Annotated in this window: 20 protein-coding genes and 2 pseudogenes; 10 read left to right on the top strand and 12 right to left on the bottom strand. The window is 69.7% G+C overall.

Annotated elements, in window-relative coordinates:
• Nucleotides 1-470: polysaccharide deacetylase family protein (locus ADL29_RS04090; RefSeq protein WP_483855162.1), on the top strand; the 470-nt coding region annotated here is incomplete at its 5' end.
• A gap of 125 nt (nucleotides 471-595) precedes the next feature.
• Here the strand turns inward: ADL29_RS04090 and ADL29_RS04085 are convergent.
• Nucleotides 596-1,675 (bottom strand): annotated as a pseudogene (locus ADL29_RS04085) (alkaline phosphatase PhoX).
• A 245-nt stretch (nucleotides 1,676-1,920) separates the two neighbouring features.
• A complete protein-coding gene (locus ADL29_RS04080; RefSeq protein WP_157878378.1) occupies nucleotides 1,921-2,637 on the bottom strand; it encodes a hypothetical protein in 717 nt (238 codons plus the stop codon).
• Nucleotides 2,638-3,042: 405 nt separating this feature from the next.
• Between ADL29_RS04080 and ADL29_RS04075 the strand changes: the two genes are divergently transcribed.
• Nucleotides 3,043-3,444, top strand: coding sequence for a helix-turn-helix domain-containing protein (locus ADL29_RS04075; protein ID WP_211274243.1), 402 nt, complete (start codon nucleotides 3,043-3,045; stop codon nucleotides 3,442-3,444).
• Between the two features lie 121 nt (nucleotides 3,445-3,565).
• Nucleotides 3,566-3,976 carry a VOC family protein gene (locus tag ADL29_RS04070; protein WP_046924117.1) on the top strand — a complete coding sequence of 137 codons (411 nt, stop codon included), beginning with the start codon at nucleotides 3,566-3,568 and terminating at the stop codon, nucleotides 3,974-3,976.
• 23 nt (nucleotides 3,977-3,999) lie between these two features.
• On the opposite strand, the gene ADL29_RS04065 is transcribed toward ADL29_RS04070, so the two are convergent.
• Together ADL29_RS04065 and ADL29_RS04060 are read right to left on the bottom strand one after the other, a co-directional pair.
• Nucleotides 4,000-4,608 carry a GDSL-type esterase/lipase family protein gene (locus ADL29_RS04065; protein WP_053922382.1) on the bottom strand — a complete coding sequence of 203 codons (609 nt, stop codon included), beginning with the start codon at nucleotides 4,606-4,608 and terminating at the stop codon, nucleotides 4,000-4,002.
• Nucleotides 4,609-4,806: 198 nt separating this feature from the next.
• The gene (locus tag ADL29_RS04060) at nucleotides 4,807-5,259 is read right to left on the bottom strand and encodes a YbhB/YbcL family Raf kinase inhibitor-like protein (protein ID WP_046924115.1); all 453 of its coding nucleotides are present in this window, start codon (nucleotides 5,257-5,259) and stop codon (nucleotides 4,807-4,809) included.
• A 130-nt stretch (nucleotides 5,260-5,389) separates the two neighbouring features.
• Here ADL29_RS04060 and ADL29_RS04055 point away from each other — a divergent pair, with 130 nt between their 5' ends.
• The gene (locus tag ADL29_RS04055; protein ID WP_063788386.1) at nucleotides 5,390-5,923 is read left to right on the top strand and encodes an NTPase; all 534 of its coding nucleotides are present in this window, start codon (nucleotides 5,390-5,392) and stop codon (nucleotides 5,921-5,923) included.
• Nucleotides 5,924-5,977: 54 nt separating this feature from the next.
• On the opposite strand, the pseudogene ADL29_RS42355 reads toward ADL29_RS04055, so the two are convergent.
• Together ADL29_RS42355 and ADL29_RS43310 are read right to left on the bottom strand one after the other, a co-directional pair.
• Nucleotides 5,978-6,124 (bottom strand): annotated as a pseudogene (locus ADL29_RS42355) (LuxR C-terminal-related transcriptional regulator); the annotation flags it as partial.
• A 219-nt stretch (nucleotides 6,125-6,343) separates the two neighbouring features.
• On the bottom strand, nucleotides 6,344-6,490 hold the full coding sequence (locus ADL29_RS43310) for a hypothetical protein (RefSeq protein WP_157878377.1): 147 nt from the start codon (nucleotides 6,488-6,490) through the stop codon (nucleotides 6,344-6,346).
• Nucleotides 6,491-6,978: 488 nt separating this feature from the next.
• On the opposite strand from ADL29_RS43310, the gene ADL29_RS04050 reads away from it, so the two are divergent.
• Nucleotides 6,979-7,416, top strand: a complete 438-nt coding sequence (locus ADL29_RS04050) for a DUF7144 family membrane protein (protein WP_063788383.1) — start codon at nucleotides 6,979-6,981, stop codon at nucleotides 7,414-7,416.
• Nucleotides 7,417-7,859: 443 nt separating this feature from the next.
• Here ADL29_RS04050 and ADL29_RS04040 read toward each other — a convergent pair whose 3' ends face one another.
• The 4 genes from ADL29_RS04040 to ADL29_RS44410 all read right to left on the bottom strand — a co-directional run bounded on the left by ADL29_RS04040 (nucleotide 7,860) and on the right by ADL29_RS44410 (nucleotide 16,925).
• Nucleotides 7,860-9,992 (bottom strand): outer membrane protein assembly factor BamB family protein, encoded by a 2,133-nt coding sequence (locus ADL29_RS04040; RefSeq protein WP_053922379.1) that lies wholly within the window; start codon nucleotides 9,990-9,992, stop codon nucleotides 7,860-7,862.
• Nucleotides 9,989-12,232, bottom strand: a complete 2,244-nt coding sequence (locus ADL29_RS04035; RefSeq protein ID WP_053922378.1) for a protein kinase domain-containing protein — start codon at nucleotides 12,230-12,232, stop codon at nucleotides 9,989-9,991. Before ADL29_RS04035 ends, ADL29_RS04040 begins: the two co-directional genes overlap by 4 nt.
• 16 nt (nucleotides 12,233-12,248) lie before the next feature.
• Nucleotides 12,249-13,079, bottom strand: coding sequence for a hypothetical protein (locus ADL29_RS04030; protein WP_245689128.1), 831 nt, complete (start codon nucleotides 13,077-13,079; stop codon nucleotides 12,249-12,251).
• Between the two features lie 285 nt (nucleotides 13,080-13,364).
• Nucleotides 13,365-16,925 (bottom strand): hypothetical protein, encoded by a 3,561-nt coding sequence (locus ADL29_RS44410; RefSeq protein WP_053922376.1) that lies wholly within the window; start codon nucleotides 16,923-16,925, stop codon nucleotides 13,365-13,367.
• 337 nt (nucleotides 16,926-17,262) lie between these two features.
• Here ADL29_RS44410 and ADL29_RS04020 point away from each other — a divergent pair, with 337 nt between their 5' ends.
• The 3 genes from ADL29_RS04020 to ADL29_RS43305 all read left to right on the top strand — a co-directional run bounded on the left by ADL29_RS04020 (nucleotide 17,263) and on the right by ADL29_RS43305 (nucleotide 19,240).
• The gene (locus ADL29_RS04020; protein ID WP_063788382.1) at nucleotides 17,263-17,922 is read left to right on the top strand and encodes a hypothetical protein; all 660 of its coding nucleotides are present in this window, start codon (nucleotides 17,263-17,265) and stop codon (nucleotides 17,920-17,922) included.
• A gap of 371 nt (nucleotides 17,923-18,293) precedes the next feature.
• The gene (locus ADL29_RS04015; protein WP_046924108.1) at nucleotides 18,294-18,914 is read left to right on the top strand and encodes a sigma-70 family RNA polymerase sigma factor; all 621 of its coding nucleotides are present in this window, start codon (nucleotides 18,294-18,296) and stop codon (nucleotides 18,912-18,914) included.
• 170 nt (nucleotides 18,915-19,084) lie between these two features.
• Nucleotides 19,085-19,240 (top strand): hypothetical protein, encoded by a 156-nt coding sequence (locus ADL29_RS43305; protein WP_157878376.1) that lies wholly within the window; start codon nucleotides 19,085-19,087, stop codon nucleotides 19,238-19,240.
• A gap of 130 nt (nucleotides 19,241-19,370) precedes the next feature.
• Here ADL29_RS43305 and ADL29_RS04010 read toward each other — a convergent pair whose 3' ends face one another.
• Nucleotides 19,371-19,922: a PadR family transcriptional regulator gene (locus ADL29_RS04010; RefSeq protein ID WP_053922374.1), complete on the bottom strand. Its 552-nt coding sequence runs from the start codon at nucleotides 19,920-19,922 to the stop codon at nucleotides 19,371-19,373.
• 111 nt (nucleotides 19,923-20,033) lie between these two features.
• Between ADL29_RS04010 and ADL29_RS04005 the strand changes: the two genes are divergently transcribed.
• Nucleotides 20,034-21,659 carry a carboxylesterase/lipase family protein gene (locus ADL29_RS04005; RefSeq protein WP_053922373.1) on the top strand — a complete coding sequence of 542 codons (1,626 nt, stop codon included), beginning with the start codon at nucleotides 20,034-20,036 and terminating at the stop codon, nucleotides 21,657-21,659.
• 72 nt (nucleotides 21,660-21,731) lie between these two features.
• Nucleotides 21,732-21,857 carry a hypothetical protein gene (locus ADL29_RS45935; RefSeq protein ID WP_281181755.1) on the top strand — a complete coding sequence of 42 codons (126 nt, stop codon included), beginning with the start codon at nucleotides 21,732-21,734 and terminating at the stop codon, nucleotides 21,855-21,857.
• 82 nt (nucleotides 21,858-21,939) lie between these two features.
• Here ADL29_RS45935 and ADL29_RS04000 read toward each other — a convergent pair whose 3' ends face one another.
• The gene (locus ADL29_RS04000; RefSeq protein ID WP_053922372.1) at nucleotides 21,940-23,901 is read right to left on the bottom strand and encodes a collagenase; all 1,962 of its coding nucleotides are present in this window, start codon (nucleotides 23,899-23,901) and stop codon (nucleotides 21,940-21,942) included.
• Nucleotides 23,902-23,973: the final 72 nt, after the last annotated feature.

Below are 23,973 nucleotides of genomic sequence, written 5' to 3'. Positions count from 1 at the left end.
GGCGGTACGACGCCAGTTCGCCCGGCGGCCTCCAGGTCTGGCCCACCAAGAAGCAGGGCCTGTGGGACTTCCCGCTCCAGTCCATACCGTTCGCCGGCCGCCCCCTCGGAGTCCTCTCGATGGACTACAACATGATGTTCAACCAGTCCAAGAACTCCACCAAGGCCCCGCCCGCCAACTACCCGGGCTGGCGCAAGCAGGCCGCCGACGCCTACATCGCCGGCTTCCAGCGGGCCTACGAGACCAACCGCGCGCCCCTCTTCATCGGCAACCACTTCGAGCAGTGGAACGGCGGCATCTACATGGACGCCGTCGAGGAGACCATCAAGCACATCGCCGATGAGAAGCGCAAGGACGTCCGCCTGGTCTCCTTCCGCCAGCTTTGCGACTGGCTCGACGCCCAGGACCCGAACGTCCTCGCCGACCTGCGACGACTCGGGGTCGGACAGAAGTTCACCGGACGCGGCTGACAGGACCGGCGCGTGGTCCGGGTGCGTGGTCTGCCGGTGTGGGCCCAGCCCCCGGTGCCGGTCACCGCGGCAGTCGGCACCGGGGGCCGTCGCGCCGCCTCACCTCCAGGCGGGTCTCGAGTGGGTCACGGTGCGGCGCGGAAGGGGCCGGTGACCTCGTAGGTGATGCCGCCCGAGGAGCTGCCGGACGTGCCGCGCCGGCTGGAGAAGTACAGCCGTGTGCCGTCGGGGGAGAAGGCCGGTCCGGTGATCTCCGAGCTGGACTGGCCGGTGATCCGCAGGAACGGCGCGACGATGTCGTCCGGAGTGATGAGGCAGATCTCCATGTTGCCGCCGTCCTCGGCGACGAACAGGTCGCCCGGAGGAGGAGCCGGTGACGTTGTCGACGCCGGTCAGCGGGGCCGGGCCCGGTTGACCAGGTTGTCGTCGTAGGCCAGCTCGTAGGTGCTGTTCGTCAGGTTGAGCTGCCAGACGCGATTGTCGCCCTTGGTGGTGAACCAGACGGTGTCGCCGGCGTAGTGGCAGCCCTCACCGCCGTTGAACCGCTTCGCGCCCGAGACCTGGTTGCGGGTCGCGGTGGGAGAGCCGTCGGGGTCCGGCACGGCGCCCCAGGTGAACGAGCCTGAGGTGCCGGTTCCGGCCTTCAGGACCTGGAGCGTTCCGGAGGACAGGTTGCCCCATGTGGTCGGGATGAACCGGTAGAAGCAGCCGTCGGTTTCGTCCTCGGTCAGGTAGATCACCTGGCGCCCCGGGTCGGCGGCGGCCGCCTCGTGCTTGAACTTGCCCAGGGCATCGCGTCGTATGGCGGCGTCCACGCCCCACGGGTCGGTCTCGTAGACGGAGCCGAGGGAGACCTCTTCGCAGGAGAGCCAGGTGTTCCAGGGGGTGGCGCCGCCCGCACAGTTCTGCCGGGTGTTGGAAAGGATCTGGTAGGCGGCGGTGACTGTGACCGAGGAGTTGAGCTTGACGGCGCTGACCTTGCCGCCGGGGTTGACCTCCGAGTTGGACACATAGATCCAGCCGGCGCCGTCGGCGAAGCAGGCACCGCCGTCGGGGGCGTTGTGCCAGGTGTAGGAGGTGCCGGAGACGACCTGGCCGGAGCGGGCGATGACCCGGCTGGTGAAGCCGCCGGGCAGCTGGATGCCGTTGGCGTCGGCGGAGCCCAGCGCACCGTACGGGCCGGGGCCGTCATGCACGCACCAAATGAACGACTGGGAAACCCTCCGGGTCCCACTGGGCTATCCGGGGTGGGCGTCGTTCGCGAGTGGCTCGCGGACGCCGGGTATGCGACCGTCGCGACGGGCGCCTCGTCGCGCACGGACGAGGGCCTCCTGCACCGGCTGCGGCGGCTGCTACTGCGCGCCCCAGCGCGTCAGAAGGCCCTCACCTCGTTCAAGCACCATCAAGGCATGTCACCCGTCACCACGTCCGGGGGCGGCACGCCGAACGGCTACTTCGCGTGCTGCACCCCTGCCGCGATCTTCTTGGTCAGATCGAGGCCTGCGGCGCCCATGTCGCCGGACTGGACGCTGTAGAAGGTGGTGATGACGACGTTCCCGACCCGAGTGGCCACCAGCGTCGTGCCACCCTCCCACTCAGGTGCGGAGAGGACGGCCTTGAGGGTCTGGTCGCCGACCTTCGGCACCGTCGTGGTCTTGACCTTGACGGAGGCCGTGGTGCCGTTGGAGGTGTCCTTGAAGCTCGCGCAGTGCGTGAGCACCTTCTCGAGGCGCTTCATGACGGTTTGCGCGTCCGTGTCCCTGTAACTGTCGACCTCCTCGTTGAACTCCTCCTGGGAGGCGTTCACGAAGTCGGCCTGGGCGAAGGAGGCGCTGGGGACGCCGCTGGTCTCGATCCAGGCACTGGCCTCCAACTTCGGACAAGCGCCGGCCAAATCGAGGGCCTTGCTCGACGAAGGGGCCTGGAGGGCCTTACCCGTGTCGCGCGTGGCGTGCGGGTCCGCGTGGTAGCCCTTGGGGAGGACCCCGACCGGAAGAAGCAGGGACTTCAGCCGGGTGCCGTTCAGCAGGTCGGCCTTCGGGGCACCCGCTTTGGGACTGGCTGACGGTGCGGATTTGCCGCCGGCGTCGCCGGAGGAGCACGCGGTGAGGGCGAACGGGAGCACGGCGGTCGTGGCGACCGTCACCAAGGCACGACGAAGCTTCATGAAGCCTTCTTCTGTCAGAACGAAATCAGCAAGTACAGACGAGAGGCCGTCGCGGTATGGGGGTGCGCGGTGCGGCAGGCGCTGATCGTAAGGCCGTGCAGTCCTGACGCCGAGAGATGTGCCGCTGCCGGCCATGGGCGACCTGGTAAATCCAAGTGGAAGATTTTAGCCAAACAGGGCAGTTGCCCCCGGTTCTCGGGAATTTCCTATGGTGAGTATCACGCTGGAAACGCCAGTGGGGTCCTTGCGTAGGAATGGTCCTGTACCAGCCGGAACGCGCCGAATATCGGCGGTACCGTGGGGCGCCGTGCCAGTTCCACAGTCACAGTCACAGTCACAGTCACAGTCACAGTCACAGGCACCTCACCGGTCCCGGGCGGCGGAGAACCGTGGTGTGATGGCGTCGTGAGCCGCGCCGCAGAAGAGACCAACCGCCGCATGCTTCGGGCGCGGGATGCGATGGACCGTGACTACGCGCAGCCGCTGGACGTCCCGGCCCTGGCCCGGATCGCGCATGTGTCGGAGGCGCACTTCACCCGCACCTTCCGTGCCACGTTCGGTGAGACCCCGCACCGCTACCTGCAGCGGCGCCGTGTCGAGCGGGCGATGTTCCTGCTACGGGAGACCGACCGCAGCGTGACGGACATCTGCTTCGAGGTCGGCTTCGGCAGCCCGGGAACCTTCAGCCGGACGTTCCGCGACATCGTCGGCCGCGCGCCGAGGACGTACCGCAAGGAAGCCAGGCAAGCGGCAGCCGTGGGCGTACCGACGTGCTTCACGATGGCGTGGACGCGGCCGAGCGCCTGACCGCCCCGCCTGACCGCCCCCCGCTCTGCCCCTGCCCTGCCCCTCCGCACGGCCCGTACCGTCCGTCGACTGAGCAGTTTTGGATAAGTTTCCGCCGGGCTTGCCCAGTAGCGTGAGACCCATGTTCAACGCCATCACGCACTCGCAGATCTACGTCCTCGACCAGGACGAGGCCCTCGACTTCTACGTCGGCAAGCTTGGTCTGGAAGTCAACACCGACGTCGACCTGGGCTTCATGCGCTGGCTGACCGTCAACGTCCCCGGCCACCCGGAGCGCGAGATCCTGCTGGAGAAGCCGGGTCCGCCGGCGATGTCCGAGGAGACGGCGCAGCAGGTCCGCGAACTGGTGACCAAGGGCGCGATGGGCGGCTGGCTCATCTTCACCACGGACGACTGCCGCAAGACGTACGAGACGCTGCTGGCCCGGGGCGTCGAGTTCACCGAGGAACCCACCGACCGCCCGTACGGAACCGACTGCGGCCTCCGCGACCCCTTCGGCAACCGCATCCGCTTCACCCAGCCGAGGGCCTGAGGTCCGGCCCCGGCCCCGGCCCGTCATGGGTGCGGGTGGCTGATCCATTCGTGCCACTGGTTGGCGAGGATGAGGTCGGCCAGCCGCCGGTAGCCGCCGCTGCCGGGGTGGGCGCCGTCGCCGGCCATGGCTTCCCTGGTCCAGACGGGGTCGTTGGCCAGGGCCGGAGTCGTGCCGATGAACGGGACGAGCCGTGACCGGCAGAGGGCGGCCATCTCGTCGGCGATTTTCGAGGTGCGTCGCAGATGGTCTTCGCCTGCGTCGACAACGGGTGGCGGGCCCACCACCAGTGGGGCGATCCTCCGGCGCCGGCTCTCCTCCAGGATCGAGTCCAGGTTGTCCAGGCAGCGGGCCGGATCGACGCGGACCGAGCCGTTCTCCTCAATGGTGTCGTTGCTGCCGAAGGAGACGACCAGCCGGTTGTCGGCATCAGGCAGGATCCGGGGCTGGACCTCCTGCCAGCACCGACGCAGGACATCCTCGGATGTGTTGCGCCTGATGCCGAGGTTGAAGGCCGTGATGTCGCCGTGGGTGGCCGCGAGCACCCGGCCCACCCAGCCCCGGTACTCCGGGTCGCCAATCCCCTGGACGAAGGAGTCACCGATGAAGCAGACGCGTATGTCCCCTGTCATGGGGCCAACTTTACCGGCGGGCGAGCCCGACACCGGTCGCATCGCGGGGCGAAGGGTGGTGCCGTAGACGGCGAAATGCCGCGTGCCCGGTCCAGCTCAGGAGCAGGGCGTCCGTCGAGGAAGGGAAATTCGCCCGCGCCGTCATACGCGGTGAGACGCGTGGGGCGGGCCGGTCCGCCCCACGCACGGCAGCGGTGGTCAGCGTTGGTACGTGCCCACCAGCGTGCCGCTCGCCAACTCCTGGCCTTTCACCGCACGGTGCACGGCGTCGACCGTCGGCTTCCCGTGCAGGGAAACCGGCTCCGAAACGGCCCACAGGCGGAAGAAATAGCGGTGCACCCCGTGCCCTGGCGGAGGCATCGGACCGCCCCAGCCCACCCGGCCGAATCCGTTGGGCCATTCCTGGCCGCCCGGGGGCGCTTCCCCCTCCGCCACACCGGAACTCTCCGGGTCGATACCCGTGACCAGCCAGTGCAGGAACGACCCGCCCGGCGCGTCAGGGTCCTCGCAGAGCAGAACCAACTCCGACGCACCGTCGGGCACCGCCGTCCAGGTCAGCGGCGGCGAGACGTCGTCGCCCTCCCCGCTGAGGCGTCGAGGGATCGCCGCATGGTCGTTGAACGCCACACTCTTGAGCTCAATTCCCGTCATGCGCGCGGCCCTACCCCGTTCGGCCCGGCCGGCACCGGTCCAGGAGGACAGAGCACCCGATCGGCCGCGTACGCCGACCGGTGCGCCGGGAATCCTGTACGACGCACCCGATACGGAGCGCGAGAACGAGATGCCGACGAGAATTCTGCTCGAGGGACGCCCCGGTGTGGGCAAGACGACCGTTGTCCGCCGACTGGCCGCGCTGCTGCTTCACCGCAGGGCCATCGGCTTCACCACGGAGGAGATCCGGCAAGGCGGCACCCGGACCGGTTTCGCGTTGGAAACTCTGGACAGCGGTCTTCGGGCCGTCCTCGCCCATGTCGACCTTCCGGGTCCACCGCGGGTGGGCCGGTACGGCGTCGACGTGGGCGTCATGGAGCGGCTCGCCTTGCCGGCGCTCAGGTCAGCGGCAGCGGAACCGGCTCGTGGGGAGCTCGTGCTGATCGACGAGCTGGGGAGCATGGAGCTGGCATGCGCCGCGTTCCGGGACCTGATCCGGTGCCTGTTCACGTCGGACATCGACATCGTCGCCACCGTCCACGCGAAGAGTGCCCCGTTCACCGACGCCCTCAAGCGGCGCACCGACATCGAACTCGTCCAGGTGAACCGGGCGAACCGGGATGCCCTCCCCGGGGACCTGGCAGCCCGGTTCGAGAGCCCCTGACGACCGAGGGCCGCCACGGCGCTCAGTGCCCGGGCCGCTCGGACAGCAGCGCCAGCCGTCGACGGTATGTACGGAGATGCCGATCCGGCGCGCGGTTGCGGCGTAGGGGTGACCGTCGGCGATAAGGCGGAGCACCTGCTGTTCGCGGTGCGACAGCAGCGGATAGGACGAGGCTGTCGTGGTGAGGGGCGTGTTGTGCATGGCTGTTCTTCCTTGCCGGGCGGGGCACCGTGGCCGTGCTCATGGGGAGGAGTCGATAGGGAGGAGGCAATAAGGAGGAGTCAGCAGATGCCTTGCGGTCAGCACTTCTGCGCGGGCGCTTTCTACTGGCGTGCGTGAGTGGCGCGGGCCCGGCGGGACCGAGGGGAGCCTGGTTCCACCGGGGTGCGCACCGGATGTACACAGTTCCCTGACGTATCGTCAGCGCTTCTGCTGCTTGGCGCGCCGGTTGCGATGCGCCCGCCAGGCCGCCAGGCCGGCGAGAGCGACTGCCCCCATGCCGACCGGCGACATGAGGAATGCGCCCGCGCGGTCGAGGGAGAACCACGAGGTGGGGTCCTGCACCATCCGGCCCAGGTCGTCCGGCCTGGCAGGGGCGCCGTCACGGGCCGGGGCGCCGGGGTGTTGCCGGGAGCCCGATCCTCCGGAGGAACCCTGGGAGGAGCCGGCCTTGCCTCGGGAGTCGGCTTTGCCTGCGGAGCCGCCGCCTCCACTGCCGGACCGGTCGCCGCCGGCCGGGCCACTGTGTGCTGTGTCGCCGTCCCCGCCGCTTTGGCTCCCTGAGTTTCCTGAATGCCCTCCCGTGGTTCCGCCGCCGGCGGAACGGTTGTCGCCTGCTGAGGAAGCGCCAGAAGGGGGCCGGTTATCCGGCGTATCCGGCTCCGGAGCGGAGCAGGACGGAGAGGGGAGGGGAGGGGCAGTCTGTGGCGGGGCAACCCGACCCGGGAGCCTGATCGCCCGAAGTGCAGCTGCGTTGGCCGGGGGGGAACGGCTGCCCTGACCCCAACGGCCTATCAGATGTTGCGCTGCCTCACGCTGCCAGGCGTGATGGGTGCATGCAGCCAACGCCTCCTGTACAGGGCGACCGCTCCGTGCCGCCGGTTGAGCGGTCGCATTGGGTGGTGTTCGCCGGAATTCTTCTGATGTTGAGTGGCCTGTTCAACATCATCAATGGCTTCGTTGCCCTGATCGACCACGGGTATTACGCCACGACCGCCAACCACGGGAACCGACTGCTGGTTTTCAATTTCTCCTTCTGGGGCTGGGTCTGGATCATCATTGGTGTCGTCCAGATCGTGGCCAGTCTGGGCGTGTTTCTCGGGGCAAGGGCCGCGCGGATCACGGGAATCGTGCTGGCCTCGCTCTCCATGATCGGCCAGTTGATGTTCCTTTCCACATTTCCCCTTTGGTCGGTGATCAGCATCGCCATGTCCATGCTCGTCATCTATGGGCTGGTCTCCGTGCCTCGGCACCTCAAAGGCGAGCGGGTCTAGCTGTTTCACGGGGTAGAGGGGGCGTCGCAGCCCTCGCGACGTGAGGGAGAACGGCGTACTGAGCATGGATGCACTCGCCTGGACTCTGATCATCCTTGGGGACGTGGCCATCGCCGCGTGCGCTGTGCATCTCACGCGGCGCCACCGCCGCGCCCCCGCAGGACCGGTCCATTCCGTCCCCCGAACAGTGCCCATTCTTTTGGCGGCAGGCGTGTTTCCCGTTCCCGCCCTCCTGGCCGCGGATGCGCCCGCCGCGGCCTGGGGGCTGTGGGGCGCCTCCGCCATCGCCGCCACTCTGGTCTACGCAGTCGGGGAAGCGCTCTGCGACTTGCCGCCGTGTACGCGGACGGGGCCCGGGTCCGGAGCCGGGGGCCAGACGTGAGCGGCCCGGACCGGCGGAGCCAGGGGGCGGCCTGCGACATGGCATCGGGCGGCTCGGGCTGCTACGCCTCGGGCAGCGAGAAGGCGAAGAGTTTGCCGGACCAGCCGGCGAAGAAGTGGTCATCGACGGGGAACGCCGACCAGGGGCCGGAGCCGCCGCTGACCGGGTGCTGCCAGACCTGCTTGCCGGTCTCGGCGTGGAAGCCGTACAGCCCCTTGGGTCCTGCGGCGAGGAAGAGGTGGCGTACGGCGCCCAGGAACTGCAGCGTGCCGAGGCCGGAGCCCGCCGTCCAGCGGGCCGCTCCGGTGCGGGCGTCGACGGCGTGCAGGACCTTGTCGAGATAGCAGACGGTCGCGCCGGACACGTCGTAGCCCCGGTTTCCCCGGGCGGCGGTCCGCACGCTCCACAGGGTCTTCCCCGTCGCCGGGTCGAAGGCCGCGAGCAGCCCGCTGGTCGCGCCGCTGGCGCCGGTGCCCGGGTAGCAGAACAGGGTGTTGTTGTGCAGGGTCAGGGATCCCTCGTACATAAGGAACTGACTGTTCGTTGACGGGAGTGCGGTGGGTTTGCTCCACAACGTGTCGCCGTCGGAGGCATTGAGGGCGAGCAGGTTCATGTCGCCGTCGATGGCATAGAGGACCTTGCCCTTGGACAGCGGATAGAGGGTGACGAGGTCCTTCGACCACAGACGGGCGCCGGTGTCTGGCGCGAGGGCCGTGTATCCGTTGAGAGTCGCGGTCGTGGACGTCTTCGCGGCGCGGCCCCAGACGATCAGCCGGCCCGCCCCGGTGGTCCCGACCGCCGAGGTTGCGCCCATGTCCGGCGACTTCCACCGCACCTCGCCGGTCGATGCGTCGAGGCCCTGGAAGCACCCGTTGTCGCCGATGGTCACGACCAGTGAACCATTGGCGAACTCCAGGTGTGGCGCGCCCGTATCGGTGGGGGACGCGGCCCACAGCTCCTTTCCGGTGCGGCCGTCGAGGGCGTGGACCTTTCCGTCAGTGCGCACGGTGTAGACGTGCTTGTTGCCGGCGAGGGCGGCGGTGTTCTGGCCGCTGAGGTCCTTCCAGAGGAGCTTGCCGGTGGCCCGGTCGAAGCAGGCCCCCGAGGTCTTCCCGGCACACAGCACAGTGGACGGGGTCACGGTGAGCAGGGACATGCCGGGCTGGGGGAGGTCCTTGGTCCAGGAGAGTTCGGGGGTGGCGGGCGCTTCCTCGTCACGTGACCGGAGCAGGAGGGCGGTGCCTCCGGCGGCCGCGGTCGCGGCGAGCACCGCGCCGCCGATCAGCAACCGGCGCCGGCTGAGCAGGGGAGCGCGCACCTCGTCGTCGAGGCTGCGCTCCGACGCGGCCACCTGTAGTTCGACCGCGCCGAGCCAGCCCGCGGTGGTCAACGGACGCAGCCACTGCTGCAACTGTGCGACGTCCGGCCGACGGTCCGGGGCCTTGTCGAGGCAGGCGGCGACGGTGCCGAGCAGGGCGTGCGGGACGCCGTCCAGCTCGGGCACCTCGTGGGTGGCGCGGTAGAGCAGTGCATGGGCCGCGCCGGTGCCGAAGGGCGGGGTGCCGGTGGCGGCGTACGCGAGTACGGCGCCGAGGGCGAACACATCGCTGGCGGGTGTGAGTTCGGCGCCGGTCGACTGCTCGGGCGACATGAAGCCGGGCGACCCGATGATCTGGCCCTCCGCGGTGAGCACGGTGCCGTCGACGGCCCGGCTGATGCCGAAGTCGATGACCCTGGGCCCGTCGAAGGTGAGCAGGATGTTGGACGGCTTGAGGTCGCGGTGGATCAGTCCCGCGCGGTGGATGGCGGCCAGCGCCTCGGCCAGTCCCGCGCCGAGCACCCGCAGGGTGCCCTCGGGCATCGGCCCATGGTCCTCGATGGCGTCGGCGAGCGAGGGGCCGGGGATGTAGGCGGTGGCCAGCCAGGGCTGCGGTCCCTCGGGGTCGGCATCGACGACGGGCGCGGTGAAGGCGCCGCTGACGGCACGTGCCGCATCCACCTCGGCCTTGAACCGCCGCCGGAAGTCGGGGTCGGCGGACAGTTCGGGACGTACGACCTTGACGGCGACGGCACGGCCGCTGCGCGACGCGGCCAGAAGGACGCGGCCCATCCCACCCGCGCCGAGTTCCCGGATCACTCGGTACGGCCCGATGTGCATGGCGGCGGTGTCGGCCTCGGTGGTCGGCGTGGTCATCGGGTGGCGCTCCGGAAGGCGTAGAGGGTGGTGTCGGATGCGGCGTAGACGGTGGTGCCGGTGGTCTGCACCCGCCACACGGTGCTGCTTTTGGTTTTGGTTTCGGCGCCCGAACCCTGGTGCGCCCAGAGGACCTTGCCGTCCGAGGTGCGCAGGGCGACGAAGCCCGAGGCCTCGCCGCTGAACAGGGGGTATGCCAGCAGGGACGAGGAGACGGAGGGGCCCGGATCGGAGGCGCCGCCGGGGGCCAGGGACAGCGGGCTCGCGGTGTGCCACAGTTGTCTGCCGGTGCTGGTGTCGAGGGCGAACACGGTGTCCTGGCCGTCCACGACGTAGGCCCGCTTGCCCAGGACCGCGGTCGGGTTGAGGGTGGTCGGCTCGTCGACGGCGGTCCACAGTCTCCGGCCGTCGGTGACGCGGAACGCCTGCACTTTGGTGCTGGTGACGAGCAGCACGTTCCCGTCGGTGGCCAGCTGCGGGTAGTCGCCGGGCCGGGCGACGTCCCGGACCGTCCACCGCACCTCGCCGGTCCGCAGGTCAAGGCCGTGGACCGTGCCGGCGTCGTGCAGGAAGCAGAAGCGTGTGACGGCGTAGGCATGGAAGTCGCTGCCGGCCACCTTGCGGGACCACAACACCTTCCCCGTGGAGAGGTTCACGGCGCGTACGCCGTAGCCCTGGTCGCTGGAAGTGCCGATGACGGCCACCGAGTCCGTGACGCAGAAGACGTCGTGGATGCTGTCGGGGAAGGAGGTCCCCTCCTCCGGCTCGGTGACCGGGTGGCTGAACTTCAGCGCCCCGTCGCCGTCCAGGCCCAGCAGGTGGCCGCGGTCGCCCCAGGCCGTGGCGAACAGCGTCGATCCCTGGACACCGAGCCAGGTGGGCTTGCCGCTGACGTCGGCGGGCAAACGGGGCGCGGCCGTCCACCGTTCCTTTCCGGTCGCGGTGGCATAGCCGATCGCGGTGGTCTGATCCCATCGCACGAGGGTGTCGCCGAGCAGCCGCAGCTGTCCGTTCTGCAGGCTCCGCAGGGGCCTCGACCACTGCGGCTTCGGGCCTGGGGGCACCGTGGCGCCGGGCCGGACCGCGGTGCCCCTGCTGCTGCCGCGGCGCGGGGTGCGCTCGGGCTTCGACCCCCAGCCGGCCAGGGCCGCGGCGCCCGCGGCCGCTGCCGCGGTGCCGCCGGCCGCGGCGATCCACAGGAAGCGGCGACGGCTCGGCCCGCTCGGGGCCGCCGTGACCAACGGGGTGACGGGCACCGGAGGCGCCGTCACCAGGACCGCGGCGTGCGCCTCCCGCCTGGCGAGATCCTCCCGCAGACCCGGCGTGAGCAGCGCGGCGGGAGCGGCGGGACCCAGTGCGGCCAGCAGTTCGGTGGCGGACGGCCTGCGGGCGGGATCCTTGTCCAGGCAGGACGCCCCCAGCGAACGCAGCGCGTCGGGGAGGCCGGTCAGCTCCGGCGGGGCATGAACGGCCCGGTAGAGGACCTCGGCGGTGTTTCCGGTACCGAAGGGCCCCCGCCCGGTGGCCGCGAAGACCAGGATGCAGCCGAGGGAGAAGACATCGGCTGCCGGCCCGGCCTCGCGGCTCGACACGATCTGCTCGGGGGCCATGAAGCCGGGCGTCCCCATCACGGCACCCGTCCGGGTCACCTGTGTCGCATCCACCGCCCGGCTGATGCCGAAGTCGATGACGCGGGGCCCGTCCTCGGCCACCAGGACGTTCCCGGGTTTGAGGTCGCGGTGGACGAGGCCGGCGGAGTGGATCGCCAGCAGCGCCTCCGCGAGGCCGGTGCCCAGGGCCCGCAGGGCCGGCTCGGGCAGCACGCCGAAACGGCGTACGACGTCGTGCAGGGACGGTGCGGGGATATAGGCGGTGGCCAGCCAGGGCTGGGGGGAGTCGGCGTTCGCGTCGAGCACCGGCGGAGTGAAGAAGCCGCTCACCTTACGGGCGGCGTCGGCCTCGCGCCGGAAGCGCCCGCGGAAGTTCGGCGCCTCGGCGTACTCGGGCCGGATGACCTTCAGCGCGACCAGGCGCGAGCCGGGCGACCTGGCGAGGAAGACCTGGCCCATGCCGCCCTCACCGAGGAGTTGGAAGACCTCGTACGGGCCGATCCGGCCCGGGCCCTGCCGCTGCGGGGCCGGGGCCACGGCCGGAGCCGAGGGCTGCGGCTGTGTGAGGGCGGTCTGCTGACGGGTCCGCGGCAGCGTCGCGCCGCTGCCGCCCTGCTGGGGTGTGTCCACTGTGCTGCGGCCGGGGTCAGCCGAGTGAGCCGAGCACATCGTGGGCGGCGGCGATGGCGGCGTCCTCGGCCTGCTGCTGGTTCATGCCGGAGCGTTGGACGTCGTAGCTGTAGCCCACGGTGTACTCGGCGTTGCCGGCGCGGACGATCACCGTTGCCTCGGCCAGGTCCATCGGTGCCTTGTCGACGGCGTGGACGACGTGGGCCTCGTTGCCGAGATCGTGGAGCGGCCGGGAATCGGTGACCTTGCGCACCTTGCCCAAGGCGGTGAGGGCGGTCTTCTTGTGCATGTCGTACATGCCTTTCGCCCCTGGGGAGACCGAGAGGTTCACGTCCAGGTCCAGGAACGCGCCGCTGGAGCCGAAGGGCGTCTTCCAGCTGGGCATCCTGGTGATCATCGCCGCCATGGTGGCGTTGTCGAACTGCGACGGCTTGCACTCGGTTCCGGGCGCGATGCGCGCGAGGGTGGACGCCTTGATCAGCTCACAGCCCTCGGGGACCTTGGTGTAGGTCTTCCCCGCGGGCTCCGCCGCGCCGGGCGCCGGTGGCTTGGCGCCGCCCGGAGCGGCGGGGGAGTTCTCCGACGCCGTGTTCTTGCCGTCGCCCCCCGACATGGCGACAACCACACCGACGATCGCGGCCACGGCGAGCGCGGCGCCACCAACTATCAGCCAGAGCCGTGCACTGCCGCGTCCCCGCCCCGCGGCCGGGTCACCGTGCTGCGGCAGCGTCGCCGGGACCGTCTGCGACCAGGCCGACGGCGCAGCCGGCGCCCGCTCCGGGAGCGGCGGGATGGGGCCGGTCTCGCCAGAGCCCTTTCGGGGGTCCAACTGCGGGGTCTCACTCACGGGGCAACTCGCTTTTTCCGTCCGGTTCTCGCCGTCGGGAACGGCACGGGCCGGTCCCGTGGGCCGGGCCCGGGGCGAAGGCGCACCGGGGTCCCGACGCGACGTGCCGAACTCTTTCGCGAGGCGATGAAACGGCGATGAAATGTTGCTGAAGTGGCGGACTTTATGGACTGAGACGGGTCAACGGAAGGAATCCGTCCTCTGCTTGGCGCGTGGACGCCTTGGCGGCACCCGGACGCACCGGTAGCCGACGGGAAGGTTCCGTCGGCTACGTGGCGCTGTCTGTCAGTTCTTGACCGGGACGACCGACATCAGTCCGCTGAAGTAGGTGACCGGTACGGTGTCCGTCTTGTTGGTGGTCGTTCCGCTGCTGGTCGAGGACGTCTCGGAGGAGCTGAGCCCCGCGCCGAACGAAATGACCTTGTCGAAACTGGCGTTGATCTGCCCGGACACCGCCTTCTCCAGGCCCTGCTGCCGGATCTGCTGTTCGCTCAGCGTCACCGAGGTGAACTTGACCTCCCGTTGGATCGAGAAGACGTAACTGCGCTGCGTGGGATCCAGACCGGCGAGCGTCAGCTTGCCGACCAGATGTGTGGTGATCAGGATGCCGGGAGGCGTACCGGTGGTGGCCGGGTTGCCCGCCATGGCGGAGGAGTAGATCGACGGGTAGGTCACCCAGTGGCTGGACGAGCCGTCGACCACGATGTCCAGGGGTTTGTTCGGGGCGACCTTGCCGTTGAGGATGACGCTGGGCGCCGCGGGCACCACATTGTCCTGGCTGAGCACCGGCTTGCCGTCCTGGAAGATCGCGATGGCGAACCTGCCGCGCTCCCAGTCCGCCTCGCTGGGGCCGAAACTGACCGGGGCGAAGCTGAAGACGAACGACCGGTTGTCCGAGCCGATCGGCACGGGCGGCCGGGGAGTGGGACGGGGTGCGGGAGCGGGCGGCTTCGGTGTGCCGGATCCGCCGTCGCCGGGGCCGGGTTGCGTACCGGGCCCTGTGGTTCCCGGGGTGCCGCCCGGGTGGGGGTCTGTTCCTCCGGTTCCGCCCGTTCCCGGGGGCGTGGTGCCTCCGGTGCCGGTGCCGCCGCCGGACGGAGTGCCGGTGCCGGCGCCGGTTCCCGTGCCGGGGGTGCCCGTCCCCGTACCGCCGCCCGTCCCGGTGCCGGGCGTCGAGCCGGTGCCGGGCGCGCCGGGCGTACCGGGGTTCTTGCCCGCGAGGCCGGCCGCGTTGCTCGCGAGCGACGTCAGCAGCGCGGCGATCTCCTTCTGCATCGACATATCGCGGAAGATGTCGCCCTGGCCGAGGAGCTGAAGGGCCGCCGCCATGCCCACGGGGTCGGGGGCCTGCGGCGGCTGGACGATCGTCACGGCCGAGGCGGGCAGTCCCGAGGGCGTCGTGGAGACGACCACCTCCCGGCTCGCCGTGGACACCGGGGCGATCCCCGGGGCACTGTCCGGGTCGGGCGACTTCTGCCAGTCCCAGAACCGGGTGTTGTCGATGACCTCCGCGGAGTTGCAGTGGCCGAGTTTGGCCTCGGCGAAGACCCCGCGGGTCGGCAGGCTGATCAGCTGCTCGCTGCGGGCGGGAGCCACCTCGGGAAGGCGTACCTGTCCCTCGCCCGAGTCGTCGAACAGGGCGGGGTCGAGCGGGAAGGCCGTGGAATCCCCGAGCACCTCCAGGGCGCGGTTCTCGACGGCCTGGAACAGCGGGCGCGTAATGCCCCCGACGGTGAGGCTGCTGCCCGCCAGTTCCGTCCACCGGGCATTGGGGTCCTCACCGAGCCGGATCAGCCGGTAGTAGTGCTCGCGGTTCTGCACCAGGTGTCTGCGCAGCCGGATCCGCAGCAGGTTCTCCTCGTCGCTCAGCCGCTGGAACGGGCTCGGCGCGGGCGCCGGCTCCGGCGCCTGACGGACCGCCAGCGCCCAGGTCGTGGACGGCTTCTGGAACAGCTTGCCGCTGGGCTCGTCGACCAGGAGGTGGGTGTTGCCCGCGGTGTCCACGGCCGTGACGACCAGATGTTCCACCGCGACGTCGTCGTTCCTGCCTTCGGTGTGGGGCGGGGTCAGGGTCACCGAAATCGTGCGCAGATCCCGCCAGTTGACGCGCTCGTCGGGCCTGGGCACACCCGCGAGATCGACCATCGCGTGGGTGTGCTGGAAGTCCCCGGGATTCTGCAGATGCGTCGGATCGGGGTCCCAGTCGCTGTGCTGCGGACGGACCAGGTTCGTGACCTTCTGGCCGCCGTCCGGGGCGCGCTGGGTCAGGGTGACCGTCGTGGGCACCCGGTCCTGGAAGTTGGACAGGTCACCGATGGTGAAACGGAACTGGAAGAGGATGAACTCGACACTGCCCGGGTCGGGCGGCACCGGGACCTCGGGCTGGAGTTCCTGCCAGGCCGCGTACTTCTCCACCGCGTCGAATCCGCCGGCCAGCTGGGGATCGAGCAGCCCGGCCTGCAGCAGGCGCCGGTAGCGGACGATGACCAGCTCGTCGTCGAGGTTCGGGGACGCGGCGGGCAGCAGGACCGCCGGGCGCACCGCGCCGCGCTCGACGAGCACCCGGAAATGCCGCAGCACCTCGTAGTAGAGCAGGGTCATCGCATGCGCGTGATTGTGGTTGCGTACGGTCCGGGTCTGCGCGGTGGAGGTCTCCGCCTGCCGGGACTGTACGACCACGGTGCTGCGCATATCGCGTACGGACGTGGAGTGCTGGCGGATCTGGTCGTGCAGGTTCTGCACGGTGTCCGCCGAGACACTGCGGTCGCCGGTCGTCGTGGCGTAGCCGCCGCCGATCGCGGCGGAGCCGCCGAACATGCCCATCGACGCCGCGCCCGCCGCGCCGGCCATCACCGAGCCGCCGCGCTGCCACTCGTTGACGGCGCCCTTGACCACCTCGTCGACCGTCCGGTCGCGGGTGAGGGCGTGCTCCAGGTCGTCCGTGAGGGCGATGTCCTCCAGTCGGCTGTCCGTCGAGGTCCGTGACCAGTCCACGACCGCGAGCTGCACCTGCTCGCCCGGTGCCAGCGGCAGGCTGTAGGTGACCTGGCCGAGCCCGTGCCCCACGGGGATCCAGGTGACGTCGTAGCTGATGACCAGGGCGATCGGGACCGGGACGGCGTAATCGGAGGTGCCGTCGGAGGTGCCGTCGGAAGTACCGGAGCCGTCGGAGGTGCCGTTGCCGTCCCCGGCCGGTGCCGCGTACGCAGCGCCGTAGTCCAGGCGCGCCGTCAGGTCCGGGACGGTCACGATCTGGTGCACCTGGTACTGCTGCGTGGCCACATTGGACGGCAGCAGGGTCTCGCAGCCGTCCTGACCGATGAGTTCGGCCGGTACGTACGCGAAGGAGCCCGGCGAGAGATACCAGTCGAGGAGCGAGGGCGACTGCATCGCCGGGAAGCCGGTGGCGGAACCGGTGAAGACGCCGCCGCGGTCCACGCCGAGCCGCAGGACCAGTGCCTGCGCCCGTTCGTCGGCCTCGGCCAGGACGTCCACCGCGCTCTGCAGCGGACCGCCGAGGTAGAGCCACACATGGGCGAGCCGGACCTCGGCAGTGGAGCCGTCGGGCCGCTCGGCCAGTTGCAGGGCCTGCCGCCACAGAGGTGCCAGGTCCCACGAGAGATATCCGGCGTGGTCACTGCCGAGCAGCCCCAGCGGGATGCGGACCGTGTGCGCGGCGCGGGCGGCCATCCCCGCCTCACCGCCGGATCCCTCCTCGGTGACGGTCAGTTGGGCCTCGAGGAAGGCCAGCGCCCCGGAGACGGGGCCGCCGGTCCTGTTGTCGGAGAGAAACACACAGCAGCGGGCAGGGCTACCGGTGTCGTCGGTCGGAAAGGCGATGTCCATGGTTCCCCCCATGACGTCGCGTCTGACCAAGTGAGCCGTAAGAGCGGGCGGTCAGGCGACGGGAGGAACGTAACGTAAGGAGGCTCGATCACATCTCGAACTTCTTGTGGAGCATTTGGAGAGAGTGTGCAGGCCGTGACCGGCCCGCGCCGACGGGCGGAGTCATCCCGCCGAATCTCCATCTCAGGGGGCCTGCCGGTGAGTTGCTGGTGAATTGACGTGAGTTGACGGTGAGTTGACGGTCCATAGGACCCGCTTTAGCAGATCTGGACAACAACTCGGCCTGAGGCGCCATGCCCCCTCCCGAGCGGGCGAAGCGGCTGGCACGATGTCCAACATGACTGCCGGGTCGGTTTCACGTGCTGTGCGCGCCGCGATCTTCGCGGTGGTGTGCGTGACGACCGCAGCCCTGGGGCATGCGCTGATGTCCGCGCAGCCCCTGCCCTGGTGGGCTCTGGTTGCCGCACTCGGCACCACGGGCTCGGTGGCCTGGAGGTCGGCAGGACGTGAACGCGGTGGGCTCGTCGTCACTGGTGCCACCGTCGTGGCTCAACTCGGCCTGCACTCCTTGTTCGGCCTGGCGCAGTCGCGTCCGAGCATGCCTGGAATGAACGGCATGGCGGGCATGGCCGACATGCCCGCCGGCTCCGCCGTGCCCGTGGGGCGGATGGCTGCACTGCACGGCGATACGAGTCAGTTGCCGCTGATGCCGTCCGGCCATGGGGCACTGGGCATGTTCCTTGCCCACACGCTGGCCGCGGTGGTGTGCGGATTGTGGCTGTGGCGCGGCGAGGCGGCCGCGTTCCGGCTCGCCCGCAGCGTGGCCGCGGTGCTGTTCGCGCCCCTGCTGCTGGTCCTGACGACTCTGGACCGGACCGATCTGAAGCCGTCTGCCCGCCCCGTGGCCGCCGCCGGTCATGTCGTGCGCCTGAGCGGGGCCTTCCTGCACCACGTCCTCTCCCGCAGGGGCCCGCCGAGGCTTTCCCTCTGCTGCTGACCGCTCGTCCTGAGACCCTCCCGGCGCCGCCCGGGAACGCGCAATGCCGTCATTGACGCCACTGTCGCCCATGACGCCATGCTGTCGATCGTCCGGGATCCCCCACTCCCCTTTGCGCAATGTGCACGGCATCGGTGGCGGGCGGATTACCGGCGTGTCCGCGCGGCTGCCCGGCTCATACTCCGTGAGCGCTGCGCCCACCCACGCCGGCCTTGGCCCTGCGGCCCTCCGGCCTGCCCCTGGACAGACGCCTGTCGGCCATTGCCCCTTGACGTCGTCACCGACCGGCAGGTGGGTACTGGGAGTGCCGCTCACCGATGGGGCCGTGCCATGCCTTGGTGCGGCCCGCAGACTCCGAAGGACATGTGGCGATGATTCCTGCCCTTGTTGGTCCGGCCCGTGGCAAGCGGACCGCTGTGGACGATGAGCACCTGACCGACCTGGCGCTGGCCGCGGGGCACGGTGACGCGGTCGCCGTCGAGCGCTTCATCCGCGCCAGCCACCGGGACGTATGGCGATTCGTGGCGCACTTGAGCGGCGATACGAACGGGGCCGACGATCTGGCCCAAGAGACCTTTCTGCGGGCCCTCACCGGCCTCCCGGGTTTCGCCGGGCGCTCGTGTGCCCGCACCTGGCTGCTGTCCATAGCCCGCCGGGTGGTGATCGACCGCTACCGCTCCGCCGCCGCCCGTCCCCGTATCGCCGACGTCGAGGACTGGCAGGCGGTCGCCGAACACCGGCAGCCGAGCGGACTGCCTGGGTTCGAGGACGGTCTGGCGCTGGGCGAGCTGCTCGACGCACTGGATGGCGAGCGGCGCGAGGCATTCGTTCTCACCCAGCTGGTCGGGATGCCGTACGCGGATGCCGCGGCGGTGGTGGGCTGTCCGATCGGCACGGTGCGCTCCCGGGTGGCCCGCGCCCGCGCCGACCTCATCGGGTGGCTGAGGTCTGCCGAGACCTGTGCACGAGTCCCTCGGGTGGTGGCGACGTGACCGGTGTGGCGGGTTCCCCCGCGTCCCTTCCTTCACCAGAGTGACTCTGTGTTTGCGCAGGTGAATCGAGGGAAACCCTCCTGGCGGATCGACCCGCCGGTCCCGGGTTTCTCAACAGCAACCACGTGCCGCGTGGACTGCGCGCGGTCCGCACACAGCGAGAGGGCCCAATGAAGCACATCCGCCTTTCCTTCACCGTCCTGGCAACGGCCGTTCTGCTCTGCCTGGGAAGCCTCGCCCTGGCCGCGCCGGCCCAGGCCTCCTCCGAGGGCGACGAGACCAACGCCGGTATCGTTCCTGCGCTGGGGCCGGGTCTCCTCATGTAACCGCTGACTCCCTCATCGGTGGGGCGGCGGGTTGTGCCGGCCGAGTTCGAAGGAGCCGTCGAGGTCGGCCGGCACGGCCAGGAAGCCGTCCAGGTAGTGGAAGCGGTCGAGGCCGAGATGCCGGCCGGGTTCACTTGGTGAGCTCGGCCAGGGTCTCCTCGAGCCAGTGCACATGCGTGTCCAGGGTGCGGCTTTTGTAGTCGTGGACGTGATCGAGGATCTGTGTCATCCGGTTGCGGTCCACCCCCGCCAGCCATGGCTCCTCGCGGATCTCCCGGGCGCGGAAGCGCGCTGCCTGGGCGCGTCGTGCCTCCAGTTCGGTGCGCACCAGGCGGATCTGCTCCTCCTCGCTGAGGAAGATCGCGAAGGTGTAGCGGATCAGGAACTCGGGGTCGCCGAAGTCGGGTGAGGGCGTGTACGGCTCGGCCAGGCGGTCCCGCAGTGCCCGCTCGCCGGCGTCCGTGACGCGGTACACCTTCGAGTCCGGGCGCCCTTCATTGCGCTCCACGGTGTAGTCGATCCAGCCGTCGGCGCACATCCGCCCGAGCGTCCGGTAGATCTGACTCTGCTGGGTACGCAGCCGGATCATCCGGCCCATCTCGCTGTCCAGCCAGCGCTTCAGGTCGTAGCCCGTACAGGGACGCATCGCCACGAATCCGAGCAGCACATGCTCGAACTTCATCTCCGTCTCGCCATCTCTCGACCTATAGCACTAGTCACCTATGACACTAGGCATCTATGCTCACGGCGCCCGAACCCGTATCCGGGCATGCCTCTGCCGTCAGGAGACCCTATGCCCCTGCCCACGAGAGTCCTGCGCCGAGCACGCCGCATCGTGCTTCCCCTCGCCGTCGCCGCGGTCCTCACCCCTGTGCTCGCCCACGCCGCCCAGCCTGCCGGGGCGGGGCGGCCCGACGGCCGGGCCCTCCTCGTCCGTACCGAGAACGGCTGGGTGCGCGGCAAGGCCACCGCCGAGGGACGACAGTTCCTCGGCATCCCCTACGCCCAGCCGCCCACCGGCGGCCTGCGCTGGCGAGCGCCGCAGCCTGCCGAGAAGTGGAAGGGGGTCAAGGACGCCACTCGCTACGGCAACTCCTGTGCACAGAACGCCTATTGGGCGCCGGGCTACGAGAAGCAGCACACCACCGAGGACTGCCTCGACGTCAACGTCTACACCCCGCCCGCCGGGCCCGCCGGCCGCGAGCGCGGCACGCTGCCCGTCATGGTCTGGATCCACGGCGGCGCCAACATCGGCGGCGCGGGCCGCGACATCCTCCCCGACACCTTCGCCCGCCGCACCCACACCGTCGTCGTCACCCTCAACTACCGCCTCGGCGCCCAGGGCTTCCTCACCCTCCCCGGCACCACCGGCAACTTCGCCCTGCTCGACCAGCAGCAGGCGCTGCGCTGGGTGGGAGCCAACATCGGCCGCTTCGGCGGTGACCGCAGGCGGGTCACGCTCGCCGGCGAGTCGGCGGGCGGCAGCGCGGTCTGCACCCAGCTCGCCTCCTCCGGCAGCCGGGGCCTGTACCGGGCGGCGATCATCCAGAGCGGTGACTTCGGGGACTGCACGGGCGCCACCCGCAAGAAGGCCGTCGCCGACGGGCTCGCCTTCGCCGCCAAGCTGGGTTGCACCGAGCCCGCCACCGCGGCCGACTGTCTGCGCGCCAAGCCCGCCAAGGAGATCCTCGACGCCCAGAAGGGCACCGGGCCCGACCTGTGGCGCTACACCGTCGGCGGCCGCGAACTGCCGCTCCAGCCCGCCGACGCCTTCACCTCCGGCCGCGCCTCACACGTCCCCGTCATGAACGGCGCCAACAGCAAGGAGGGTCTGGTCTTCGCCTACGACGGCTTCGACCGCTGGGGCACCCCGCTGACCGCAGACGCCTACCCCAAGACCCTCACCGCCACCTTCGGCAAGGAAACCGGCACCCGGGCACTGGCCCGCTACCCACTCAGCGCGTACGACCGCCCCGGCTACGCCTACGCCGCCGCTTTCGGCGACCACCTCTTCGCCTGCCCGGCGCTGCGGACCCATCCACGCCTGGCCGGACGCGGCCGGGTCTACGCCTACGAGTTCGCCGACCGCACCTCGCCGCTGTTCGCCTCCCTCCCGCAACACGCCGACTTCGACTTCGGCGCCACCCACGCGGCCGAGCTGAACTACCTGTTCAAGCCCTACGCCCGCAGTGCGCACCTCAACGCCGGGCAACGCGCCCTGTCCGCGCAGATGACCGCGTACTGGGGCTCTTTCCTCCACGGCTCGGCGCCGCACGCAACGGGGCAGCCGACCATGCCGGAGCAGGGCTCCCGACCGGGCCGGGTGCTCCAGCTGCGCACCGCCGCCGAGGGCGGCAACACCACCACGGCCGGACTGCGGGCCGGGCATCGCTGCGACCTGTGGGACACAGCGCCATGAGGGGCGCCCCCTTCCGTGGTCCGGCGATGGTGTAGAGATGGAGCGCAACCAACACGAGGGGGAGAGCCAGGCATGACCGACGATCCATCGCACGACGTCCAGAGCAAGAAGAAGAGCCGGTTCACGTTCACGGACTGGATCGAGGGCGCGGTGCTGCTGTTCACCGCCATCGCGTTTGTGGTCTGGCTGGTCACATAGTTACCCGGCTGTCCCCAAGGCAAAAAGGCACTTCCTTTCCCGCAAGGACTGCGGGAAAGGAAGTGCCTCGCGCTGTGACTGTCTACCGCTGTGTCTTGGCGGCGCAGGCGCCGTTCGCGCAGGCGGTCAGCCAGGCATCGAAGTCGGCGTCGTAGCGGGTGCCGATATCGGTGTTGTAGACGGCGTAGCCGCCCTGGTAATCGCCGGTCCGGAAGTGCTCGAGCATGGTGGCGATGTCGTCTGGGTGCTTCTCGAACATGTAGCGGACCGCGAGGTAGCCCCAGGGGTAGGTGCGGGTCACATCGCTGTTGTCGTAGGTGCTCTGGAACAGCGTGCTCAGCTTGTAGGTGTGCTTCCCGGCCTCGCTGACCGCCTGGTCGTCGGTGATCTTGCGGTAGCCGTACGAGACGTACTCGGCGAAGCCCTCGATCCACCAGACGTCCGGAACCGATGTCTGCTGGCCGAAGTCGCCCTTCATGTCGTCACGGGCGTCGACGTAGTGCGTGTACTCGTGGTTGAGGTTCCAGATCCGGGCCGGGAAACCGTTGTCGTCGCTCCTCTGGTACATGATGGACATGGGCTTGTTGTCGGGTTTGGTCGGGTCTCCGATCATGGTGATGCCGCCGTTGTTGGTGTCGACGCCGTAGATGGCCCCGGCGTAGGTCTGGTAGTCGTTGCGACTGCCGAACACCACGAGCTGAATGGTCGATTCGTACTGGTCGGGGATCGGGCCGTTGTTCTTCACCAGGTCGTGGACGTACGCGTCCTGGCTCAGAAGGCTGGTGCAGGCGGCCTCGAGCTCTTCGGGCTTCAGCGCCTGTGCCTTGATGGTGTGTGTGGCATCGCACTCGTGGGTGACCGGCAGCGCCGCCTTGGTCAGCTGGTCGGCAAGGTCGCAGACGCCGAAGTACTTGCAGTTGTCCTTGTCGTACGAGTCGGCCTGGGACGCGACGGTGACCCACATGGGCGCGGTCTTACCGGTGATCTTCGAGGCGTCCAGCAGGCCCTTCATGAGCGGCCGGACCTTGTCCCGGAGAGCCTGGTGCTCGACGTACCGCGCGACATTCATCCCGGCGTTGGAGTCGAGGTAGGAGTTGTCGGTGCCCAGCATGTCGAGGTGGTCGAGCGCGAACTTGTTGAGGGTGTCGATGATGCTCGGGTCGGCGGTGACCGCCTTGACGTACTCGGGGTTCCAGTTCCCGCGCCACAGCGGGGTGTAGACGTTGTTGACGGCGGCCAGCATGCTGGGGATGTCGTCGTAGGAGCTGTTGTAGCCGCTGAGCACCTGCTTGTAGGTGTCCAGGTAGCGGCCTTGCTCGTTGGCGCTGTCGGTGAGGGTGATGACCTCGCTCAGGACATCACCGTTGGCCGAAGAGACGTCCTTGGAATGCGAGTTGCCGAAGAACGCATCAAGGCTGCCCTCGCTGGCCTTTGCCAGATCCGGGCCGTAGTCACCGACGTCGTCCGGATGGTTGGACTGCACGTAGTAGCCGGCGCGCAGGAACATCACGAGCTGCAACACGTTGTCCGAGTTGTCACCGGGATAGCTCGTCGCCCCGTCCTTGAAGGCGTTGGCTATGGTGACCATCTGGTCCTCGCGGAAGACGTTGTGCGCGTCTTCGCCGGTGATGCTGAACAACGTGTTGACGCACTCCGTGGTCGAGGCCTTGACGAACTCGACCAGTTCGGATCCGGTCCGGCCGCCGAAGTCGGACGGGCTGCAGCCGGCCAGGGGACCGTGCCTGGTGCCCTTCTCCCGCTCCGCTGCAGTCGAAGAAATGGGGGGCTTCTTCGCGTTGAGCGGAGGGAGCTGGGCGGCACCGACCGGTCGGCCCTGAAGAACGGACCTTTCGTTCGCGCCGACGGTGCGGCCGGTCAGTGGTACGGGGTGGGGGGTGGGGGTGATCCGGCGTGCGGTCACGGCCTGATCGGCGGCCGGTGAGCGCGGCGTCGCCAGTGCCGGCGCGGCCAGGAGGCCGGCCATGGTGAGGCAGGCGGCCAGGGTGCCGGCCATACCTCTGGGCAGGGGGGAGCGGTAGCGCATCCATGCTCCTTCGTGGACAGATGCGCCTCGGGGTCGTGCTGAGGCGTGAGAGGCACCCTCTCAACGCACCTT

Origin of the sequence: Streptomyces chattanoogensis (assembly GCF_001294335.1) — a bacterium.
GTDB classification, from domain to species: Bacteria; Actinomycetota; Actinomycetes; order Streptomycetales; family Streptomycetaceae; genus Streptomyces; species Streptomyces chattanoogensis.
The sequence above is the reverse complement of the archived record's forward strand: the minus strand, read 5'-3'. Positions and strand labels throughout refer to the sequence as shown.

Coding starts and splice junctions, on each gene's coding strand:
- ADL29_RS04065 (WP_053922382.1), bottom strand. CDS start 4,608: ATGACAGGGGACATACGCGTCTGCTTCATCGGTGACTCCTTCGTCCAG.
- ADL29_RS45935 (WP_281181755.1), top strand. CDS start 21,732: ATGACCGACGATCCATCGCACGACGTCCAGAGCAAGAAGAAGAGCCGG.
- ADL29_RS04055 (WP_063788386.1), top strand. CDS start 5,390: ATGCCGACGAGAATTCTGCTCGAGGGACGCCCCGGTGTGGGCAAGACG.
- ADL29_RS04070 (WP_046924117.1), top strand. CDS start 3,566: ATGTTCAACGCCATCACGCACTCGCAGATCTACGTCCTCGACCAGGAC.
- ADL29_RS04040 (WP_053922379.1), bottom strand. CDS start 9,992: ATGACCACGCCGACCACCGAGGCCGACACCGCCGCCATGCACATCGGG.
- ADL29_RS04000 (WP_053922372.1), bottom strand. CDS start 23,901: ATGCGCTACCGCTCCCCCCTGCCCAGAGGTATGGCCGGCACCCTGGCC.
- ADL29_RS44410 (WP_053922376.1), bottom strand. CDS start 16,925: ATGGACATCGCCTTTCCGACCGACGACACCGGTAGCCCTGCCCGCTGC.
- ADL29_RS04050 (WP_063788383.1), top strand. CDS start 6,979: ATGCAGCCAACGCCTCCTGTACAGGGCGACCGCTCCGTGCCGCCGGTT.
- ADL29_RS04005 (WP_053922373.1), top strand. CDS start 20,034: ATGCCCCTGCCCACGAGAGTCCTGCGCCGAGCACGCCGCATCGTGCTT.
- ADL29_RS04060 (WP_046924115.1), bottom strand. CDS start 5,259: ATGACGGGAATTGAGCTCAAGAGTGTGGCGTTCAACGACCATGCGGCG.
- ADL29_RS04020 (WP_063788382.1), top strand. CDS start 17,263: ATGACTGCCGGGTCGGTTTCACGTGCTGTGCGCGCCGCGATCTTCGCG.
- ADL29_RS04015 (WP_046924108.1), top strand. CDS start 18,294: ATGATTCCTGCCCTTGTTGGTCCGGCCCGTGGCAAGCGGACCGCTGTG.
- ADL29_RS04080 (WP_157878378.1), bottom strand. CDS start 2,637: ATGAAGCTTCGTCGTGCCTTGGTGACGGTCGCCACGACCGCCGTGCTC.
- ADL29_RS04010 (WP_053922374.1), bottom strand. CDS start 19,922: ATGAAGTTCGAGCATGTGCTGCTCGGATTCGTGGCGATGCGTCCCTGT.
- ADL29_RS43305 (WP_157878376.1), top strand. CDS start 19,085: ATGAAGCACATCCGCCTTTCCTTCACCGTCCTGGCAACGGCCGTTCTG.
- ADL29_RS43310 (WP_157878377.1), bottom strand. CDS start 6,490: ATGGTGCAGGACCCCACCTCGTGGTTCTCCCTCGACCGCGCGGGCGCA.